16 protein-coding genes and 4 pseudogenes are annotated in these 21,827 nt (G+C 47.5%); 13 read left to right on the top strand and 7 right to left on the bottom strand.

The annotated features are described in order from the left end of the window. The first annotated feature begins 35 nt into the window (after nt 1-35). From KGP21_RS29510 to KGP21_RS29495, 4 genes are read left to right on the top strand one after another with little or no spacing between them, the layout of a single operon-like run. On the top strand, nt 36-2,621 hold the full coding sequence (locus KGP21_RS29510; RefSeq protein WP_029712213.1) for a fimbrial biogenesis usher protein: 2,586 nt from the start codon (nt 36-38) through the stop codon (nt 2,619-2,621). A 5-nt stretch (nt 2,622-2,626) separates the two neighbouring features. Continuing rightward, nucleotides 2,627-3,157, top strand: a complete 531-nt coding sequence (locus tag KGP21_RS29505) for a fimbrial protein (RefSeq protein ID WP_223501722.1) — start codon at nt 2,627-2,629, stop codon at nt 3,155-3,157. Nucleotides 3,158-3,170: 13 nt separating this feature from the next. Continuing rightward, the gene (locus KGP21_RS29500) at nt 3,171-3,683 is read left to right on the top strand and encodes a fimbrial protein (protein ID WP_223498392.1); all 513 of its coding nucleotides are present in this window, start codon (nt 3,171-3,173) and stop codon (nt 3,681-3,683) included. Between the two features lie 23 nt (nt 3,684-3,706). Continuing rightward, nucleotides 3,707-4,681, top strand: a complete 975-nt coding sequence (locus KGP21_RS29495; protein WP_223498393.1) for a fimbrial protein — start codon at nt 3,707-3,709, stop codon at nt 4,679-4,681. 268 nt (nt 4,682-4,949) lie between these two features. Here KGP21_RS29495 and KGP21_RS29490 read toward each other — a convergent pair whose 3' ends face one another. Both KGP21_RS29490 and KGP21_RS29485 read right to left on the bottom strand, forming a co-directional pair. Further along, nucleotides 4,950-5,282, bottom strand: coding sequence for a transposase (locus tag KGP21_RS29490; RefSeq protein WP_371824872.1), 333 nt, complete (start codon nt 5,280-5,282; stop codon nt 4,950-4,952). A gap of 22 nt (nt 5,283-5,304) precedes the next feature. Then, a pseudogene (locus KGP21_RS29485) lies at nt 5,305-6,810 on the bottom strand (IS3 family transposase). A gap of 280 nt (nt 6,811-7,090) precedes the next feature. Between KGP21_RS29485 and KGP21_RS29480 the strand changes: the two are divergent. The 7 genes and pseudogenes from KGP21_RS29480 to KGP21_RS29450 all read left to right on the top strand — a co-directional run bounded on the left by KGP21_RS29480 (nt 7,091) and on the right by KGP21_RS29450 (nt 14,840). Beyond that, entirely contained in the window at nt 7,091-8,749 is a 1,659-nt protein-coding gene (locus tag KGP21_RS29480) for a bifunctional sulfate adenylyltransferase/adenylylsulfate kinase (protein ID WP_223498412.1), read from the top strand. A 340-nt stretch (nt 8,750-9,089) separates the two neighbouring features. Then, entirely contained in the window at nt 9,090-9,884 is a 795-nt protein-coding gene (locus tag KGP21_RS29475) for a sulfite exporter TauE/SafE family protein (RefSeq protein ID WP_223498413.1), read from the top strand. Nucleotides 9,885-10,097: 213 nt separating this feature from the next. After that, entirely contained in the window at nt 10,098-11,108 is a 1,011-nt protein-coding gene (locus KGP21_RS29470) for a sulfotransferase (protein ID WP_223498414.1), read from the top strand. 48 nt (nt 11,109-11,156) lie between these two features. Further along, a complete protein-coding gene (gene cysQ, locus KGP21_RS29465; protein WP_223538567.1) occupies nt 11,157-11,975 on the top strand; it encodes a 3'(2'),5'-bisphosphate nucleotidase CysQ in 819 nt (272 codons plus the stop codon). Beyond that, the gene (chrA, locus tag KGP21_RS29460) at nt 11,972-13,132 is read left to right on the top strand and encodes a chromate efflux transporter (protein WP_223498415.1); all 1,161 of its coding nucleotides are present in this window, start codon (nt 11,972-11,974) and stop codon (nt 13,130-13,132) included. Before cysQ ends, chrA begins: the two co-directional genes overlap by 4 nt. A gap of 136 nt (nt 13,133-13,268) precedes the next feature. Beyond that, nucleotides 13,269-13,775: pseudogene (locus KGP21_RS29455) on the top strand (IS6 family transposase); the annotation flags it as partial. A 90-nt stretch (nt 13,776-13,865) separates the two neighbouring features. After that, nucleotides 13,866-14,840 carry an IS30 family transposase gene (locus KGP21_RS29450; RefSeq protein ID WP_223498416.1) on the top strand — a complete coding sequence of 325 codons (975 nt, stop codon included), beginning with the start codon at nt 13,866-13,868 and terminating at the stop codon, nt 14,838-14,840. A 37-nt stretch (nt 14,841-14,877) separates the two neighbouring features. On the opposite strand, the pseudogene KGP21_RS29445 reads toward KGP21_RS29450, so the two are convergent. The 5 genes and pseudogenes from KGP21_RS29445 to KGP21_RS29425 form a co-directional block, all read right to left on the bottom strand. Further along, nucleotides 14,878-14,988, bottom strand: a pseudogene (locus KGP21_RS29445) (IS6 family transposase); the annotation flags it as partial. A 55-nt stretch (nt 14,989-15,043) separates the two neighbouring features. Then, a pseudogene (locus KGP21_RS29440) lies at nt 15,044-15,466 on the bottom strand (IS6 family transposase); the annotation flags it as partial. Nucleotides 15,467-15,643: 177 nt separating this feature from the next. Then, nucleotides 15,644-16,441, bottom strand: a complete 798-nt coding sequence (locus tag KGP21_RS29435; RefSeq protein WP_223538566.1) for a hypothetical protein — start codon at nt 16,439-16,441, stop codon at nt 15,644-15,646. A 100-nt stretch (nt 16,442-16,541) separates the two neighbouring features. Then, nucleotides 16,542-17,432, bottom strand: a complete 891-nt coding sequence (locus KGP21_RS29430; protein WP_223538565.1) for a hypothetical protein — start codon at nt 17,430-17,432, stop codon at nt 16,542-16,544. 46 nt (nt 17,433-17,478) lie between these two features. Beyond that, nucleotides 17,479-17,913: a DUF6530 family protein gene (locus KGP21_RS29425; RefSeq protein WP_223538564.1), complete on the bottom strand. Its 435-nt coding sequence runs from the start codon at nt 17,911-17,913 to the stop codon at nt 17,479-17,481. 212 nt (nt 17,914-18,125) lie between these two features. Here KGP21_RS29425 and KGP21_RS29420 point away from each other — a divergent pair, with 212 nt between their 5' ends. Together KGP21_RS29420 and KGP21_RS29415 are read left to right on the top strand one after the other, a co-directional pair. Beyond that, entirely contained in the window at nt 18,126-18,686 is a 561-nt protein-coding gene (locus KGP21_RS29420; RefSeq protein ID WP_223538563.1) for a recombinase family protein, read from the top strand. Nucleotides 18,687-18,735: 49 nt separating this feature from the next. Continuing rightward, nucleotides 18,736-21,744, top strand: coding sequence for a Tn3 family transposase (locus tag KGP21_RS29415; protein ID WP_223538562.1), 3,009 nt, complete (start codon nt 18,736-18,738; stop codon nt 21,742-21,744). Nucleotides 21,745-21,827 lie beyond the last annotated feature (83 nt).

Here is a 21,827-nt window from a genome sequence, read left to right as displayed (position 1 = left end):
AGTAGGGAGCAGGCCGTTTCGGCTCACAGACCGTTATGTTTTCAGAAAGAATCTCTGTACGTCGTTACGTGCTGGCGCCACTTGCTGCGTTGATGGTACCGGTGTTTCCGATCAGCGCCGAGTTATATTTCAACCCCCGTTTTCTGTCTGACGACCCGGCGGCAGTGGCTGACCTCTCGCGGTTTGAAGGTGGTCAGGAACTGCCACCCGGCACTTACCGGGTTGATATTTATCTTAATAATGCCTTCGTTGCTACCCGAGATGTTGCATTTCAGGCACAGGAGGGGCAACAGGACTTGATGGCGTGTCTTACCGCCAAGCAGTTGCTTGGCTTCGGCGTCAATACTCGTACCATCCCCGGCGTGTCAGTGCTGGCTGCTGATGCCTGTATCCCATTCAAGGAGGTGATGCCTGATGCCACACAACAATTTGATACCAGCCAACAACGACTGTATCTGACTGTGCCACAAATCTATATGGGTAATACAGCGCGAGGCTATATCTCACCCGAGTATTGGGATAGCGGTATAACTGGTGCACGTCTGAACTACAGTCTTACCGGTAACCAAGCCCGCAGTCGTCACGGAGGCAATAGTCAGTATGCCTATATGAACCTCAATGGTGGGGTGAATATGGGGTCCTGGCGCCTACGAGATAATAGCACCTGGAGCTACAGCAGTGGCGGGGGGGCGACTGCACAAAAAAACACCTGGCAGCACATTAATACTTATGCCGAACGTGACATCGTTCCCTTGCGCTCACGCCTGACGCTGGGTGACAGTACCACCGCTGGCGATATTTTTGACGGTGTCCAGTTCAGAGGCATCCGTGTAGCCACCGATGACAATATGCTTCCAGACAGCCAGAAGGGGTTTGCGCCGGTTATTCGTGGTATTGCCAGGGGGACGGCCAAGGTATCGGTCCGCCAGAATGGCTATGAGATTTACCAGACAACGGTCCCGCCCGGCCCCTTCGAGATTAACGACCTGTATGCAGCAGGTAACAGTGGCGACTTGCAAGTGACTATCCGTGAGGCTGACGGCAGTACGCGCAGCTTCAATGTGCCTTATTCCTCCGTTCCAGCATTGTTGAGAGAGGGGCATTCTCGCTTTGAGTTGACGGTGGCGGAATACCGTAGTGGGAGTAGGCAGCAGCAATCACCGACGTTTGTTCAAGGGTCGCTAATGCGCGGTCTTCCCGATGGGTGGACCCTGTATGGTGGGGCGCAATTGTCTGACAAATTCCACGCATTCAACGCGGGTGTTGGCAAGAATATGGGATATTTTGGGGCCATGTCCCTTGATATCACTGATGCCAATGCCACGCTGCCGGATGACAGTGAGCATCGGGGGCAGTCAGTACGTTTCCTTTACAACAAGTCGCTGAGCGATACGGGGACCAACCTCCAGTTGCTCGGCTATCGCTATTCGACGCAGGGTTACTTTACGCTGGCTGACACTGCCTGGGAGAAAATGAGTGGTTATACCATCCAGACGCAGGACGGCCCGCTGCAAATCGAACCGAAATACACGGATTATTACAATCTTGCTTACAGTAAGCGTGGCAGGCTTCAAGTGAACGTTTCGCAACAAATTGGCCGAGAAACCTCATTGTATCTGAGTGCAAGTCGGCAGTCCTACTGGCGTACACGCAAAGCGGATGAGCAGCTTCAGGCGGGACTCAGCTCTGTCACGGGGGGCGTCAACTGGAGTATGAATTACAGCCTGACGAAAAATGCCTGGCAGGATGAGCGTGACCATCTGGTGTCATTCAACATGAGCATTCCATTCAGTTACTGGATGGGCTCCAACAGCAAGTCGGTCTTGCGAAACTCGCGGGCCAGTTACAGCACATCGAATGACCTTGATGGAAAGATGACCCAACTTGCCGGTGTCAGCGGTACGCTGACCGAAGACAACAACCTGAATTACAGCGTACAGACCGGTTATTCAGGGGGGGGCAATCAGGCCAGCGGTTCAACAGGGTATGCCGCGCTGAACTACACCGGCCGCCTGGCGAATGCGAATGTCGGCTACAGCCAGAGCGACAGTTATAGCCAGTTCTATTATGGTGTGAGCGGCGGTGTTTTGGCCCACGAGAATGGCGTTACCCTCAGCCAACCGCTTAATGACACGGTGGTATTGGTCAAAGTACCTGGTGCAGCTAATGTGAAAGTGGACGGTCAGAAAGGCGTGCGAACAGACTGGCGTGGCTACGCTGTTATCCCGTATGCCATGAATTACCGTGAAAACCGTATTGCACTGGACACGAACACCCTGGCGAGCAACGTTGATTTGGAAGACGCCGTCACGACGGTCATTCCTTCGCAGGGGGCTATTGTTCGTGCTGATTTTCAGGCCAACGTGGGCCTAAAAGTGCTTATGACACTCAATAAAAATGGCAAACCGGTTCCGTTTGGGGCTATCGCAACCGCGTCGGGCAACCAATCCGGCAGTATTGTGGCTGACGGGGGGCAGGTTTATCTCACCGGCCTGCCATTGACGGGGCAGGTATTTGCCAAATGGGGGGATAGCCCCGAAGCGCAATGCAAGGCGGACTACCGGTTGCCACCGGAGAGTGCGCAGCGTGCGCTGAACGAAATCAGTGCGGAGTGCGAGTGAACAAGATGATGAACGGACGACTTTACTCCCTGTGCCTGTGTGGGGTGCTGTTCAGTGGTATCAGCCATACTGTTGACGCAAGCACGATAACGATTACCGGCAACATACGCGATAACGCCTGTGCGGTTGCAGCTTCTTCCACCACAGTGAATGTGGACCTGTTGGTGAATGCAGCCAAGCAACTCAGTTCGGCCGGAGCGACTACGCCAGCGGTGCCCTTCAGTATTGAACTCGCCCCTTGTGGTCCAATGGCGACGAATGTGAAAGTCGGGTTTACCGACACTAGCCGTATACCCGACACCCCCCTGCTGGCGCTGGATAACACGTCATTGGCAGCTGGAATGGGGGTACAACTGCTGGACAGCACCAGGACTGGCATAAAACTGAATGCCGACTCAACTAATCTCCAGTGGATCCCGTTAAAGGGGGGGCAGCCCAATACGTTGAACTTTTATGCAAGACTGATGGCAACAGGGGCGACGGTGAGTGCTGGCACAGTGAGTGCCACCGCCGGTTTTACCCTTGAGTTTGAGTAAATGGAGCTTGGAAATGAAATATAAAAGTGCCGGGCTCTTGCTTGGCCTGTCTCTGATGTTGCCGTGGCTGGTACACGCTGCTGATGTCACAATCACGGTTAACGGCAGTGTTGTTGCCAGGCCTTGTCAAACGCCTCCGGGCGATACCACGGTGGATTTTGGCGATGTCTATACCACGTCGCTGAATACCGCTAGGAGCACTACTGCATGGCAAGACATCACGTTGATTCTGAGCGGATGTCCCGTGGGAACATCAACCGTCAAGGCTACGTTCACTGGGCCGGCAGCGAGTAACGCGAACTATTACGCCAACAGCAGCATTACCGGCAGCGCTGGCGGTATTGAGCTGGAATTACAGGACAGTGCAAATGGTCTTTTGAATAACGGGGCGTCGAGGGATATACCGGTGGATTTTACAACCGGTACAGCGGAGCTGCCAGTCAAGGTGCGGGTGCGTTCGGAGAGTGGACAGCCCACCGAAGGCAATATTGAGGCAGTGATTAACGTGACTTACACCTACCAGTGAACGCAGGGACAAGAAAGAATAAGATGAAAAAAATCATGAAAGTGAAAGAACTGATGAAATTTGGTTTATTGCTGGCGCTTCTGGGTGGTTCCTCTCAAGCTATGGCTTTTTATTGTGCTGTATCGGGAGGTGGTTCTATAACAAACACTGGCGACCAGAATGTCGAGGTTTATCTAACCCCTGAAGTTCAGCAGAATCAAAACTTAATTATTGACTTATCTAGTATGATATCATGTAAATTTGGCACGGCTAATGAAAACCCAGTCCCTGGTGCCAGGGAGGAGGACTATTTATACATTGCAGGTGCTTCATATTCAGGTGGGGTGCTTGATGGTTTTAAGGGAAATATATACTACTATAGTGAGAATTACTCAGTGCCGGGTACTACTCAATCCACTGCCCGCGGTGTTTTCCCGAGAAAAAATGGATTAATTCCGATGGATGTAAAGTTATACCTTTCGCCGTTATCAAATAATAATGTAGCATCAGGCGTACTTATTGCAGAAAAGGCGCATATCGCTACATTAATAATGCAGCAAAGGAATAATGTTGATAACGGGGGGGAGCGACAAACATGGTTTATATATGCAAAAAATTCGGTCGTAATGCCAGTCGGTGGCTGCGATGTTTCTGCGCGCGATGTAAGCGTTACTCTTCCCGCGTATGATGCAACCTCAAATCAAACGTTCTCAGTGCCACTGTCGGTCAATTGCCCCAGTGGTAACAAGAATTTGTCGTATTTTTTATCGGGTACGACAGCCGATACCGCAGGGAAAATATTCAGTAATACGTCAACCTCTTCTCCTGCCAGCGGTATAGGGATACAGATGTTGGACCAAAACAATAATGCGATTACGGTCAATAATGCCGTACCCCTGGGAACAGTCGGTAATACGCCGGTCAATCTGAATCTCAAAGCTACCTATGCACAAACCGGTGCTCAGGTTACTGCAGGCAATGTCCAGTCCGTTATTGGGGTGACATTTACCTATCCGTGAATGAGCTCTGTTGCATTAGATAGGATGCTGTTTTTATGATCTCATCTGCCTGTGTCTCTGAGCTGAAACGTCTTCTGTCGCCTGCATTATCGCGTCGATATTTTAGCTCAATGTGTTCATGGTTAGGAATTTGGAAAGGCGTTTTAAAAACTTCCTGACCATAAATTGCAGCGTGATACATGCCCGTTTAGCGTGGCATAGCAAGATGTTATTGATAAAAATACCGGTTTTGATGTGTTTTAATCTAAAAACCATTTTTCAGGCGCACTTATCCAACACCGTGGTCTGAAGCCAGCGTTTTTTTTGCCATCTTCTGCAGCCTGTCAGAGAGTATTTTGGTGGCGTGATCGCCCGCCACGGCGCCGGCAAAACGCAGTCGGCCCTTGCACAGGATGCACTGGTACGGGTCGGTACCCAGAAAGGCTTTCATCAGCACCGCGAACCCTGGCTTCTGTGGTTTCTCGCGCGGCGTCATCTCCAACGCGTCGTAAACCTTTGGCAACAGCGTGCCGCGTTTACGGTTGGCCAGAAAGCCGTAGTAACGCACCATTTTAAAGTGTCGGGACGGGATGTGGCTGACATAACGCCCGGCGCGTGTCAAGGTAGTTGTCGCCTCAGTTAATTCATGCGGCCAACGTTTCACGCTCCGGATTTAACCAGACTTCATCCTGCCGGCTCCAGTTTCTCGTCGCGCCTGACCACCGATGTGGATTCTGCATTTTCGCCGCTTCATAGACCGATTTACGCTGCGCCAGTAGCCCACGATCTTCACCTCTGTGCCGTTGCCCTGGCGTGACGTAACGGATACCACTGTGCCGATGTTCTTCGTTATACCAGCCAACGAACGTCTCCACCCAGGCTCGCGCATCCTCCAGCGTCACGAAGCCCTTCTCCGGCCAGCTCGGCACATATTTCAACGTCCTGAACAGCGATTCAACATGCGCGTTATCGTTGCTCACCCGCGGTCTGCTGTGTGACGGGGTTATCTTAAGTTCCGCAAGCTTTACCTGCAGCACCTGTGACTTCATCGGGGCTCCGTTATCCGCATGCAGTACCAGCGGCTCCTGCCAACAGCGTTCGCTCAGCACTGTCCGCTTCATCAGTTCTGCCGCATGCTCACCACTTTCAACCAGGTGAACCTCGTAACCGACGATTTTGCGGCTGAACACGTCTTCTATCAGGTGCAGATAGAACCAGTGTCCTGCTGTCACCGACCTCAACCAGGTGATATCCCATGACCACACCTGATTCGGTGCAGTTGCCCTCCAGGTCGATAGTGGCTTGCTTTGCGCTACCCTCTGCACGGTGCGTTGTTTCGCCAGCACGTCTCAATATCCGATAAAACGTTGACTCACTGGCGATATAGCGCTCTTCATCAGCCAACAAAGGAACGATTTGCGCTGGTGGCAGGCTGGCGAACCGCGGCTCATGGCAGATAGCCAAAACCTGTTGTTCCTCTTCGGCACTGAGTTTGTTCTTCGGAGCGGGTCGTGACGCCGTTGGTCTGCGGTCATGGGACCCTTTCCCCCAACGCTGTAATGTCCGCTCACTCAACCCAATAGACTGGCAGGCCTCGCTCAGTCTCGCTCCGGCAGCAATGGCTTCCTGTACGATTGTCATCAACCGTAGCCTGTCGGGAGCCCGCGTCATTCGTCCCCGTTTTCCTGCTCGAACAACGCCTTGAACTTTTTTTGCAACATCAGCAATGCAGCAGCCTCAGCCAACGCTTTATCCTTGCGGGCAATTTCACGCTTAAGCTGATGAATTTCTTTTTGTTGTTTCTTTACGAGTGCTTTTTCTTCACGCGGGTCTGGCTGCATTATCTCATTCTTCCACTGCTGAATTTGCTCAGGGTAGAGTCCTTTACGACGACAGTATTCAGCAACAGCATGGGCGGAAAGAGGGGCCGTTTCAACCAGTATGGCGAAGCGAGCTTCCCGAGACCAGTGCTGTGGGTGTTTTACCTCAGCGTTGGTGGTTATGGTCGAGATGCCTACCTTGGAACGCCAGGTGTAAAGCGTATTGATAGGGATCCCCTCAGAGCGTGCAATCTGAACAACAGGCTGATTGTGTGGTGGCATCATTCTGGCAATCACAGCAGCTTTGAGCTCAGGTGAATACGTTTTCATTATCGTTGTCTCCAGCCCCCTGAATGGTTTCAGTTAGAGGCGACAACTACCCTGACATGGGGGGACTTAAGATACAAAAGCTGTCTGGAGATGGTGGGTCAAGATCAAAAAATCATAGCTGACGTAGAAAGCGAGATAATCAAAAATAATCATTCATGACTGAATATTTTTGCTAGTCTAAGATACATAGAAACAAGAAAGTATGTGTGATGAGCTTAACCGAGAAGAGTATGAAGTCCAGAGTGTAACTTAAACAACACACAGCAAAATAGGTAACCAATTGATTCTAAATAATATTACAGACAATGCGATTGTTTCAGATTTGCGATCATGGACCTTAACAGCGCGTCAAATTTGCGATCTGGAGCTCATAATAAACGGAGCTTTCTCACCGCTAAACGGTTTTCTCACTGAAGAGAATTATACGAACGTTGTACACAATATGCGCCTCATGTCTGGCGAGTTATGGCCGATACCTATTGTTCTGGACGTCACAGATGATTTTGCAGCATTTGTGTCTGAAGGTATAAAGATCGCATTGCGTACTCCTGAAGGGATTATCTTGGCCGTGCTGACTGTCAGCAGCATTTATCGTCCGAACCATATCGTTGAAGCTGAGAGGGTGTTCGGCACTACCGATGAGGCACATCCTGGCGTAAAAGTGCTAATGCGTCAAAATAACGTCAATTTAGGTGGGATTATAAATGCGGTTACACCGGTTACCCATCATGACTTTACCGAACTTCGCCTAGGGCCAAAGGAAGTCAAAACCGAAATTGCACTCCGTGGTTGGAAAAATGTGGTCGCCTTCCAGACTCGTAATCCAATGCATCGCGCTCATGTTGAACTAACGTTGCGGGCAATGAAGCAAGTAAAAGCAGGGCTGTTGCTTCATCCTGTTGTTGGTTTGACAAAAGCGGGTGACGTGGATCACTACACCCGTGTGCGTTGCTACAGAGAAGTACTACAAACATATCCAGCCGACTCTGTCATGTTGGCATTGCTACCATTAGCCATGCGGATGGCGGGACCACGTGAAGCAGTCTGGCATGCACTCATTCGTAAAAACTTCGGTGCCACGCACTTCATCGTGGGTCGCGACCACGCTGGCCCAGGAAAAAATAAAAATGGCAAGGATTTCTATGAACCATATGCCGCACAACAATTGGTGCAGGTGCATGCTGCTGAAATAGGTATCCAATTGATAGCATTTGAAGAGATGTTATACCTCGCTTCTGAGCAGCGCTATGTGTCTAGCTCCGAAGTGCTACCAGGGCAGACAGTTTTGAGCCTATCTGGTACACAATTCCGCGCAAAATTGACAGCAGGTGAAGATATTCCTGAGTGGTATAGCCCCCCTGAAGTTGTAGCTGAATTACGAAAAAGGTATAAACCTAAATCCGAGCAAGGTTTTGTTCTCTTTTTTACAGGCTTGTCTGGTGCAGGTAAGTCTACCGTGGCTAATACAGTTGCAGCTCGTTTGCTTGAGAATGGAAGGCGCACAGTGAGCCTGCTCGATGGTGACGTAGTGCGTCAACACTTGTCTAAGGGTCTTGGTTTTTCCAAAATGGACCGTGATATCAATATTGAACGGATTGGCTATGTGGCTGCAGAAATAGCTCGAGCCGGTGGCATCGCCATTTGCGCTTCTATATCCCCTTATGCAAAGACACGACAAACCTGTCGCTCTTTTGCAGAGGGTCACGGTGTGAGTTTTTTTGAAATTTATATGGACACCAGCCTAGAGATATGCGAGCAGCGTGATTGTAAAGGGCTTTATGCAAAAGCTCGCAATGGTAAACTCAAAGGAATGACAGGTATTGATGACCCATATGAAAAACCTGAAATGCCTGAACTTCGCATCAATACTACTGACATGTCAGTTGTTGAGTCTGCGGAAATTATAATTTCCACCCTAAGGAAGGCTGGGCACATATGAAAAAAGCAGGTATGAATGATGTGCTATTTCATAATTTTAATAAATTTTTAAAAGGTGATTTTTTTAAATTTTATGATTTCAAATATCACAATAAATTCGATTTAACATCAACTAAAAATATATACAAAGATCGTACTATATCAATAAAACCATGTTACCTCCATATAATGAAACGGGAGAGGGAAGGTAATGTAAGTATGACTGAAACTTCCTTTTTTAACCCGAAAAGTACTCCATGTTGGGCTAGCACACTAGATTTGGCCGTCAGCTTTCTGACAAAAAAATGTGATACCTCTACGCGGGATCTGATTTTTTGCAACCGACTAAGGAGTAAAAGCTGATGAGTGTCGTCACTGAACTTATTATGGCCGGGGTGTTGGTTGGTTTTATGGTAGGGCTTACAGGAGTCGGGGGCGGTTCCCTTATGACCCCGCTTTTGATATTTGTGTTTGGTCAGCCCCCTTCAACTGCGGTAGGCTCGGATATGTTCTTTGCCTGTGGAACAAAGCTCGTAGGGACTGCGATGCATCACAAACACAATTCTGTGAACTGGAAAGTGGTCAGCCTGCTAGCGGCTGGTAGCATTCCTGCATCAGTACTCGTGTTATTGTACTTGGGAATGACAAATTCGTCGTCTGGAAAAAGCTTTTTCGTCATGGCATTGCTGGGTACTATCATTTTTCTGGCTGGAACTCAGATGGTAGGCTGGTTAAAATTCAATCCTCGTCCCCTACAGATAAAGGAAGATATCGGCGTGAGAAAGCCCTATCTGACAATCCTATTTGGGGCCATATTGGGGGGGTTAGTGACTTTGACTTCCATTGGAGCTGGCGCGTTGGGGGTCGTCCTTTTACGAACCTTGTATCCGAAAACTTTGCGGATTGCTTCCTTGGTTGGGACAGACTTAGCACATGCAATTCCTCTCACATTGGTAGCTGGCATAGGTTATCTTAGTATGGGGGCTATCCAGTTCAGTATGGTAGGCTATTTGCTGTGTGGATCAGTGCCTGGTGTTATTATAGGCAGCTTGTTGGCAAACAAAATTAAAGCACACATCGTCGCAAATATATTAGGGTTACTGATGATGGTAGTTGGTATCAAGACATTTCTCACAGCGTTGGAAACTTATGTTTAAGATATTAAATACGAGTTTGTATACAACTACGTTAAGGTTGCAATTACCAACATTAAATCAGGCGTACTGATAAAAATAAAACCACTGCCCTGTAATACGAGAATAAATCTCATGGGCAGACTGATTGTCAGGATAGTTTATCTTTATTCTTTAGCGTCAAAATTTTTATATTTAAACTATCATTTACAGCGAAATTTATATCAAGGACTTGTGATGAAAATTTTCATGATTGGAACCCAAAGATCTGGCTCAAACTTGCTTCGTTTGATGATGAATCAATCACCGGAGATATCTGCTCCTCACCCTCCCCATATTCTCGATCGACTCATGCCATTGGTTAGTGGATATGGAGACCTTTCTAAAAACTCTAACTTTGAGTTGATGATTGACGATGCTTGTCGTTTGGTCGAGCTCAACCCCGAACCCTGGGAAGGGGTTGTACTTGATCGAGCCAATATTAAAGCACGCTGCAAAAACCGCACCTTGGTTTCTGTTTGTGGAGCCATTTATGATCTCAGTGCGAAAGTAAATCATGCATCAAGTTGGTGCTGTAAGAGTTTAGCTAATGTCAATTATTTAAATGAAATTGAAACCTGTTTTGGCAAGGAGGCCCGGTATATTCATTTGTATCGCGATGGTCGGGACGTAGCGCTGTCTTTCACAAAAGCGATTGTGGGAGAAAAACATATCTATCATATAGCTCAAGGTTGGGCCTCCGATCAACGTTTGGCTCTCGCTCAACGTAAATTGATAGAACCTTCCCGATTCTACGGAGTGAGCTATGAAAAGCTTACAAGCGAAGCGGATACAACCATTAAAGGCCTCTGTAATTTCCTGGAGATTGATTACACCCCATCCATGTTAGAGTCTGAAAAATCCAAGGACGCACAATCCGTTTCTCAAAAAAGTGTGCTTTGGGAAAATGTAGCCAAACCTCTTATGACAAATAACTTCAACAAGTTTTTGGAAAAAATGTCAGCCGAAGACATTCGCCTGTTCGAATTAGTAGCCGGGGATATCTTAGATGAATTGGGTTATCCGCGTTTCCATTCCTCTATTGGAGAGACGAAGATTTTTTCCACGAAAGACATCCAAGAGTTCAGTATGGAAAATGAACGATTGAAGACGGAATCTAATGAAAAAGTAGATCCCGAAGACAAGAAACGCCGGGAGACTCAAGCCTCTTTGATTAAAGAAATTAAAGCACGGCAAGCCTCCGTTTAAAAAAATGTAGCTCAATGTAATCCCCTGATAGAGCATAAGGAACACAGAATGACTAGTCGAAGCAAAGAGCGTTTTATGTTGGAGTCTGTGATTGAAATTGCTAAAGAAGCAGGAGCCGCCATTCTTAATATCTATCAAAAAGGCGATTTAGGAGTGACAACAAAGGAAGACGACTCGCCACTTACATTGGCGGATATTGCAGCCCATCAAATAATTGTGGACAGACTCAAAGAAATATATCCCAACCTCCCGATCCTGTCCGAAGAAGCACCTAAACAGGATTTTGAGGAACGCCAATTTTGGGATAGCTATTGGTTGATTGATCCTTTGGACGGTACGAAAGAATTTGTGAAAAAAAACGGAGAATTTACCGTTAACATTGCGTTGATTCAAAATAAAGTACCTATTCTGGGCGTGGTGTATGCCCCCGTGTTGGACATATGCTATTTCTCATTAGAGGGGTTAGGCTCCTTTAAGCAGGTCGGTCATGGGGCTCCAAAGCTTATACAAGTTCAGATCCAAGGCGAGGGGAATTCCATCAAAGTCGTAGCTAGTCGTTCGCACAGTGATGAAAAAACCGTTTCGTTGCTCCAAAAATTAGGAAATTGCGAATGTCTGAGCATGGGAAGTTCTCTCAAACTGTGCCTGGTCGCAGAAGGCGCCGCTCATTTCTATCCACGTTTTGCACCCACCATGGAATGGGACACGGCTGCAGCTCATGCTGTCGTACTGGGTGCCGGTGGCGTCGTGTGGGATTTAAACCGTGCACCTCTGGTTTATAACAAGTCGAACTTGCTGAACCCCAGTTTTATCGTCCTTGCACCTTCCAACCTTGATATCTTGAATAGCCTGGGTGATCTGCCATGAGTGAAAAACCCTCTCTCTGGTCGTTGTTCTGCGTGTTCTTACGGATTGGAAGTACCGCTTTCGGGGGCTTCATGGCTCTGATCGCGGTCGTGGAAAATCAAGTAGTGGAACGTCGAAAATGGATGAAATCCGAAGAGTTCTTGGATGGACTTTCCCTAGCAACGGTATTGATGGGAGCGGTGGCTGTGAATACGGTAGTTTATGTCGGGTATCGACTACGAGGAGGTACTGGAGTCCTTGTTTCTATGCTGGGGATCATCCTACCATCGTTTTTCTTGATGCTTATCTTGACCTGGGCTTATCTTAGCTATGGAAGTATCCCTACAGTATCAAAACTGTTTATGGGCTGCATTCCGGCTGTTGCTGCAATTATTCTAGTGGCCGCGTTGAATATGGGGAAGAAAGCGATCCTCGGACGAAAGGAAGCTATTCTGACTGTGATTGCAGCGGCATTGATGATTTCAGAAGGGAGCTTCTGGATGTCCATATTGGTTATAGTGGGATCAGGTGTGTCCGGTATATGGTTGTTCCGAACGCCTCTATCCCAAGACACCTTTGAATGTCCTTCAGTTTCCCCAGAGAAGATTTCTCTTAAAGGGATCGCTGTTGCTTCTCTGCTCTCTGTTCCCTTCCTCGCTGGAACTCTCACTGCCAAGCTATTTTTAACATTTGCCGGGATGAGTCTGCTTTTGTTTGGGGGGGCGTACGCATTCATTCCTCTGATTCATCAAACCGTAGTTGAAACGAATGGCTGGCTGACTCAACAAGAATTCGTGGATGCAATTGCTATGAGTCAAATAATGCCCGGACCGATTGTATTAAGCACCGTTTTCATCGGATATAAGCTTGCCGGAGTATGGGGCGCTATGGCCGCAACCGTGGGGATCTTTTTACCTCCAGCCTTATTGATGGTCATCGCTACTTCCTATTTGAACAAGATTAAAACGTCATTGGCAATTAAAGCAGTATTGAAAGGAGTTAGACCAGCAGTGATCGGAATGATTGTCTCAGCGGTAGTGGCTGTTGGAGCAACGGCTCCTTACACCGGGGTCTCGGTAATGATTTTTGGAACTACGCTATTTACTCTTCTCAAATTTAAATTGGATGTTGTTTGGATAATTCCAACTGCAGGCCTGTTGGGCCTCTTGGCATATTGAGGGTTCTTGTGCAAAATGGCGTCTGAATCGATCACGGTTTGGCATGCCTCCGATCAGGGTTTGGCATCCTGCCGAGGCTCTGTCGCGTTAAGGCGGCGTCAGGTAATATGCTGTTTTTTTGTAATGTTGCCTATTAATGTCTCTGATCAGAAATGCCTTTAAACGCTTGCATTATCCCATCGATATCATCGCGCAATGTGTTCGTTGGTATCTGGCTTATGCCCTTAGCTTGCGCAATCTCGAGAAAATGATGGCTGAACGCGGCATTGCTGTTGACCATGCCACACTGCATCGCTGGGTTATCCGTCTGGTGCCGCTGTTGGACAAGGCCTTCCGCCGGCATAAACGTTCGGTGGGGCGTCGATGGCCAATGGATGAAACCTACATCAAAATCAACTGTCAGTGGAAGTATATGTACCGGGCTGTTGACACATCAGGCCAGACAATCGACTTTCTGCTCACTGCCAAACGGGATGCCGCCGCCGCATTGCGCTTCTTCCGCAAGGCCATACGTCATCATGGCGAACCTGAGGTGGTCACTATCGATAAAAGTGGGGCCAACACAGCGGCTTTGGCCACGCTCAACGTCGACAAACCCGATGAGGAAACGATTACAGTGAGGCAGAGTAAGTACCTGAACAATCGCCCCATTCCCAGTTGAAATGCAACAAAGTGACCCACTGGCTAGACCCGGATAAAATCACCGTTCTGGCCCTACTGGAGATCCCTTTGCATGCAGGGAAAACATCTGACTCAGAAAGAGCGGTTCTACATCGAAAAACGTCGTGATGATGGGGTTAATCAGGCCACCATTGCCAGGGAGCTCCAGCTTCCGCGCTCTACCATCAGCCGGGAACTCAGACGCAATACCGACGCCGCTTTCAACGGCGTTTATTCCTGCAGAAGGGCAGAAAAACTGGCCAGAGGACGGCGTCAGAAAGCACGTCCGGATAACGTGGTTAACCAGTTTGAACCGCACATTCAAGAATTTATCAGGCATGCGCTATCTACCCACACTTCACCTGAAGTCATCAGTGGACGCCTGTTCCTGGAATTGGGTTTATCGGTCAGCAAGAACTCGCTCTATCGCTATATCCAGCAGGAGCGCCAGGCCGGCGGAGACCTGTATCAACAGCTCCCCCATCGGGGTAAGCGGTATAACTATCAGACCGACCAGGCCAACCGTGGTCCTATTCCCAACCGCGTTGGCATTGAGCACCGGCCTGCCGAAGCGGACCTCAAACAACAGCCCGGACACTTTGAAATTGATACCATTTTTGGCAAAGACCAGAAGTCATTCCTACTGACCGTGGTCGATAAAGCCGTCAAGCTGGTCATCATTCGCAAACTGCCCAACAAGCGTGCAGAGACGGTGGTCGCCGCGTTCAGGGACATCGTCGCCAATACTTTCTGCGAGTTTAAAACCCTGACCGCCGATAACGGCCCTGAGTTTTCGCAGCACGAGGAAATAACGAAAATAACGGGAGCCACGGTCTACTTTGCCCGGCCTTATCATTCCTGGGAGCGTGGATTGAATGAGCACACTAACGGGCTGATACGGCGGTTTTACCCGAAAGGAACAGACTTCAATCAGGTCACCCATCGCAAGGTCGCAGCACTCGAACACCTGCTCAATACGCGAGGGAGAAAATGTCTGGGCTATCGCTCTCCGAATGAGGTATTTTTAACGCACTTACAGGCGGCATAATGCCCTACCGTTTTGTTGCGTTTCGACTGGGAATGGGGCGGCGGAATGCCTTGTCCAACAACGGCACCAGACGGATAACCCAGCGATGCAGTGTGGCATGGTCAACAGCAATGCCGCGTTCAGCCATCATTTCCTCGAGATTGCGCAAGCGGTTCTGTCGCATTAACGGGCACAGGCCAGCCAAAGTGGGTGTTGCCGATTATTTAGGCAGCCAACAGATAAAATTGTTCCGCAGGTGACAATACCTCACTTTCCGGATGCTGATATTGTCCTTTGCGTATCATGTGGATCAATTCGATGCCCGCCAAAAGCCCCTGTGCCCGTCGAAACGATTTGAATCCCAGCATCGGTCTTATCCGGCGTTTGATATTGCGGTGATCTTGCTCAACCAGATTGTTTAGGTACTTACTTTGCCTCACTGTAATCGTTTCCTCATCGGGTTTGTCGGCGTTGAGCGTGGCCAAAGCCGCTGTGTTGGCCCCACTTTTATCGATAGTGACCCCCTCGGGTTCGCCGTGATGACGTATGGCCTTGCGGAAGAAGCGCAATGCGGCGGCGGCATCACGTTTGGCAGTGAGCAGAAAGTCGATTGTCTGGCCTGATGTGTCAACAGCCCGGTACAGATAGGGGTCTGAAGCCCAACCGTACGAAAACGTACGCTAAGTATGTTTTTTGAGCAATTCTAACCAAGGGAGGGTTCACAAACAGTTGCTTTCGCTGCATATGGACACAATTGTTCAAACTTCTGAGTTACTGGCGTTAGCATGGCTGGAATACCATAATTGTTCTCTCTAACGCTTCAATTAATCATCTTTATCTGCATGGTATTTTCCTGAGCAATAGTAACACCGGGCTTCGACACTACCATCTTCTGTAGGCCAATAATCAAGTTCTCCCCGAGTTGCAGGAGTAACACATATATCACAGCATCCAGGTAATTCGTCACTTTCTTCATTATCACAAAACGTACAACCATAACCCGTAGATGATTCATTATTAATTACTAATGTATAATGACCACATTCAGGGCAATCGAAACGAATGGATTCGGCATCAGGGTCCATGCAATCTACAGGATTTTCATTTTCTATTTCATTTGCTTTCTTTATTGCTGTCTGAACTGAAAATGCATACTCATCTGATAATATTTCAAAAGACTTTTTCATATGTGGCGGTATATACTTCTTTACATCAATTTCAGTATGCTCATTCAGAAATTCCATTACTGACCTAAACAAACGCCCTAATGTAACTCTAACCTCTGCTACATCCATAGTAAACTTGTGATGTTCTATATTATTTCTAAGCTTTTTAACCCAATCCAGATCTTTTCTTAAATCAGAGGATATCGTGTTGGAATTTTCATTGTTAATAAAATTAATACACTCCCAAAGCCCAATTGTTTTTTCTTTATTTAATTTTGGTGAAAATGGTTCTTTATAAATCAATAATTCATGTTTGGATGCAACATGATGTTTAAAAATTAGCTCGATGAAATGGGCCAAGTGAAGTACAGCAAATTTATACGATTTAGGATCACCATGTTCACCTTCTTCAAATTTCGATAGTGCTTCAGATAAACTATCTAAAGCGTTCTCCAATAAATCTAGTTAATGAATCGACATATGTTTCCCCATAGTTAAAGCATTACCTTTCCAACGTGATGTTTCGGTTTAATGAAATTATCAAAAAAAGATGTGTTTAGATTTTTAAATTTAAGAGTTCATATAACTTATTCAGTTCACAGTTATTAACACAAACTCCTTTTTTATAGAGCGCGGGGAATAATTTCTCTGGGGATGTACATGTTGTATGCATCAAAGTACCTTCATCACTTTCCCCAAGAACTCGAGTCTTCAGATAAGAATGCATACCCTCAAGGCCAGCATCTTCAGTCCGAAAAACAACTCGAGCAGAGGGCATTTTAGATGAAATCTGGTATTGGGCATTAGCTACCCGGTAAAAGGACATAATATCACCTAAGCGATTACTGGGATTGAAGCAACTTCCATCCTCTTTGATTTTTAGAATATTTCTCGCATCTATGCAGCCATAAATTGAAGCGATACAAATAGTGATAGTCGGATACCCTTTGCCTAGTTTTAATCGTTCTCCTTCCTCTGCAACTGTACAGGCCAAATTGAAGCGCTCTTCAGGTGGAGGGGTTTTAGAAATCTTAAGATTATTGTAAAATTCGAGTAATGAGATACTTGCAGGGATAGATAGCTCAGCCCTCTCAGCTTTGCTGTAACCTTCATCCATCAGAATCGGGATCATAGTTTCAAATGCTTCAATCGACTCAACAATATTATCATTACCAATGAAATCGACTATTTGTTGATAGTCATCCTTAAAAGCTAAAATCATTTCATCAGTATTTAATGGATTGATGTGGTCTGTTCCCTTTTCTAATATAGCTAATAGAAAGGAAAAACGATATTTACGACTTTCAATTAATTGACTTAACTGTTCAAGTCGCTCTTTCTTCCTCTTGTCTTCACGGAGAGGGATCATATTACGGTCTTTAATATAGGAAATACTACAAATGTCTAACAATACAATCGGTCGAGGGTTTAATGATTTTGATAGCATAATAATGGCTCTTATAATTTAGTTAATGAGTATGTATATTTATCACTTAGTAGCCGATTTTTTTCAATTCTGAAGACAAACGTTTCAAACTATTATCTAAATACTCCATGCTTTCTTTAATCTCTTTTTTCATTAATTCTATATGATGCTTCAGATCCGGATTATCTGTTGAACGATGTACCGGAAAATCATCCGTAGATGTAAGGTTATTATTATTATGACAGTAATCCATTGCAATGCAGATCAATGATGCTAAATCTATAACTCGGTGAAGTGGTAACTCTTCTGATTGACGAGACCATTTATCCCCTGGGTTTCGCCAGACCTTGGCCGACAGTTCTGTCCAACCCGCAGTATTCCATTGAGCAATACCAATGGACAAGCCCATAGCGTCGGTATCATCGACATAAGGTCCATCAATTTTGTCGTAATTTGGGACTTCCAAAATGGGTTTGTGCTTAAGATGTGTTGGGATTTTCATTATTGCCCTTATTTAGTAATGTTTGTGAATTTTATAATCACATAAATCATAAACGTTTGTAAAGTGAAATTAATGTCAATATAAGCTATACCCTAACCTGACGTCAGGCCGGATGATGAAAAACTGTCAGAATAAAGTGGCTATGCATATTTGTTGACACTCGTAATTAAAGGTCATAGATTCTTTTCTGACACATTCAGTATTGGAGGCGTATGAAAGGTCAACGTATTGGCTATATCCGGGTAAGCAGCTTTGACCAGAACCCAGAACGGCAACTGGATCAGACTCAGGTGGATAAAGTCTTCGTCGATAAAGCATCGGGTAAAGATACTCAGCGGCCAGAGCTGGATTCACTGTTGTCATTCGTGCGTGATGGAGACATCGTGGTGGTTCATAGTATGGACAGGCTGGCTCGTAACCTGGATGATTTGCGCCGTCTAGTACAAAAGCTTACCCATAAGGGAGTGCGTATCGAATTTGTTAAAGAATGCCTGACATTCACTGGCGAAGATTCACCCATGGCAAACCTGATGCTCTCAGTGATGGGGGCTTTTGCCGAGTTCGAACGTTCTTTAATCCATGAACGTCAGCGTGAAGGGATCGCTTTAGCCAAGCTGCGTGGAGCTTACCGTGGACGGAAAAAATCACTGTCCTCAGAACAACAAATTGAAGTTCGACGGCGAGCAACAGAGGGTGAGAAAAAAGCCCAGCTTGCTCGCGAGTTTGGTATTAGCCGTGAAACGCTGTATCAATATCTGAAACAGTCTGATTAACATCTCATTTTTATGTATTCGTATGTGATCCGTAGCCAGGGAGGCACTTTTGCCAGCAGATTTTTTAAACGCAGAACAACGTGCCAGTTATGGTCAGTTCTCTGGTGAGCCTAATGACATTCAGCTTGCTCGTTTCTTTCTGCTGGACGAGGTGGATATGGATTTCATTAACAACCGGCGCGGAAGGGCAAACCGTCTGGCAGTGGCATTGCTGATTGGCAGCGTTCGATTTCTTGGCACATGGCCTTATGACTTGTCAGCGATCCCGACCAACGTACTGTGGTTTGTTGCCCGACAGCTGGGAATATCCGATACGGGCGTTCTGTCCGACTACTCCAGAAGAGAAACCACGCTGCGTGAACATCAGGCACTGATCCGTCGTCAGTATGGCTATCGTGATTTTTCGTGGCCGTGGACTTTCAGATTGAGCCGGTTACTGTTCACCCGCAGCTGGCTCAGCAACGAACGACCGGGTCTGCTTTTCGATCTGGCTACCAGTTGGCTTCTGCAAAATAAAATACTGTTGCCGGGCGTCACCACTCTGACCCGTCTGATATCCGAAATACGTGAAAAATCAGCAGACAGGCTCTGGTCACGTCTGTCCGGACTGGCATCAAGTGAACAGTGCTCATTACTTGAAGAATTGTTACAGGTGCCTGACGGAGTACGCACCTCACGGTTTGATCAGTTAAGAAAAGGTCCTGTTGCCATCAGCGGCCCAGCATTTAATCAGGCCGTTTCGCGCTACCTGAAACTGAAAGCATTTGGCATGCAGGATCTCGACTTCACCGGTATTCCTCCGGTGCGTTTCAATGCACTCGCCCGGTATGCTGATATGATTTCAGTGTACAAAATAGCCCGGATGCCGCCCGCAAGACGAACAGCGATGCTGGTTGCCTTTGTCCGTTCCTGTGAAATATCGGCACTGGATGACGCGCTGGACGTTCTGGATGGGGTTATCGCTGATATCGGCCGGGAGGCGAAAAAAATTGGGCAGAAAAAACGACTGCGGACACTGAAAGATCTTGATAAGTCAGCTTTAGAGCTGGCACATATCTGCTCGGTGCTCCTGGATGAAAATGTTGACAGCGAGTTGCTCCGCTCGACGATATTCGGGAAATTTCCTCCGGCCAGGCTGGCCGATACCATCGCATTTATAAACGCCATCGCCCGACCTTCTGACAGCAGTTTTTACGATGAAATGGTGGAACAGTATGGGAGAGTCCGCCGCTTTCTTCCCTGTTTGCTGGAAAATATTGAATTCAGCGCCGCGCCGGCAGGTGAAATAACGCTGGAGGCTATACGCTACCTTGCGGCGATCAGGTCAACCCGGAGGCAGCATATTGATGATGCGCCAATGGCGATAATTACCGGCCCCTGGAAACGACTTTGCTATGGCAAAGATGGCCATTTATCCCGACAGGGCTATACCCTTTGTGTTATGAATAAGTTACAGGACAGTCTGCGACGTCGGGATATTTACGTCGCACGGAGCGAGCGCTGGGGAGATCCGAGGGCTAAACTTCTCCAGGGTCAGGATTGGCACACCAACAGAGTGCAGGTATATCGCTCCCTTGGGCATCCTCTCAACGCTGTAGAGGCCGTCAATGCGCTGACCCGGCAGCTTGACACGGTGTACCGACAGGTCGCTAAAAACTTTGCCGATAATCAGGCAGTTTCACTGGATTTCACCGGTAAACGCACGAAGCTGACCATTGCTCATCTGAATGGACTGGATGAGCCACCGACGCTGAAGCTACTCTCGAAACGTATATCTGACCTGCTGCCAATTGTCGATCTGACAGAACTCCTTCTTGAGATTAACGCGCATACAGGATTTGCAGATGAATTTACCCATGCAAGCGAGGCGGGCGCACGTATGGATGACCTGACCGTCAGTATCTGTGCAGTATTGCTGGCTGAGGCCTGTAATATTGGTATGGAGCCCTTTATTCGACCCAATATTCCTGCGCTGACTCGTTATCGTCTTAGTTGGACCAAACAAAATTATCTCAGGGCCGAAACGCTGGTAAAGGCAAACGCCAGGCTGGTTGATTATCAGTCTACCCTGCCTCTGGCTCAGAAATGGGGCGGTGGTGAGGTGGCCTCTGCTGACGGCATGAGATTTATTGCCCCGGTACGAACGGTACATGCAGGCCCCAATCGAAAATATTTTGGTTCCAGCCGTGGGATCACCTGGTACAACTTCATTTCAGATCAGTACTCCGGATTTCATGGCGTTGTCGTTCCAGGCACGCTAAGGGATTCCATATTTGTACTGGAAGGGTTACTGGAGCAGCAAACCGGACTAAACCCGACTGAGATAATGACAGATACGGCCGGTTCCAGTGATCTGATCTTCGGTCTTTTCTGGTTGCTGGGCTATCAGTTTTCTCCCCGTCTGGCTGATGCGGGAGCCTCTGTATTCTGGCGTGTGGATAAAGATGCAGATTATGGCGTGCTGAATGATATCGCCCGCAATGCTGCGAATGCCCGGAAGATAGAGCAGCACTGGGATGACATGATGCGCATGGCTGGTTCCCTGACGTTGGGGACAATTCGGGCGTCAGTTTTGATTCGTTCGTTGCTGAGCAGCGATCGCCCTTCAGGATTAACACAGGCTATTATCGAAGCCGGGAAAATAAATAAGACACTGTACCTGCTGAATTATATTGATGATGAGGATTACCGACGTCGCATCCTGACCCAGCTTAACCGGGGAGAAAGCAGACATGCCGTCGCCAGAGCCATTTGTCACGGGCAGAAAGGCGAGATCAGAAAGCGCTATCAGGATGGGCAAGAGGAGCAACTGGGTGCTCTGGGGTTGGTGACCAATGCCGTCGTGCTCTGGAACACCATTTATATGCAGGCCGCACTGGCACATTTGCGTGATGAGGGCGAAGCCATTAATGAAGACGATGAGTCCCGGCTGTCACCACTGCGGCATGCGCACATCAATATGCTGGGTCACTATACATTCACGCTGGCAGAGCAGGTAACAAAAGGACAGCTAAGGCCACTTAAGCAAGCGGAAGAGAGCGATGAATGGCCTTTATAATTTTCTCTAGTCATGGCAGCGAAAGCACCAATTTGGTTAAAAAACATACTTAGCGTACGTTTTCGTACGGTTGGGCTTCAGAC

The sequence above is a fragment of the Serratia sp. JSRIV004 genome (assembly GCF_019968705.1).
GTDB lineage: Bacteria > Pseudomonadota > Gammaproteobacteria > Enterobacterales > Enterobacteriaceae > Chania > Chania fonticola_B.
This window is presented reverse-complemented; position numbering and strand designations above follow the sequence as displayed.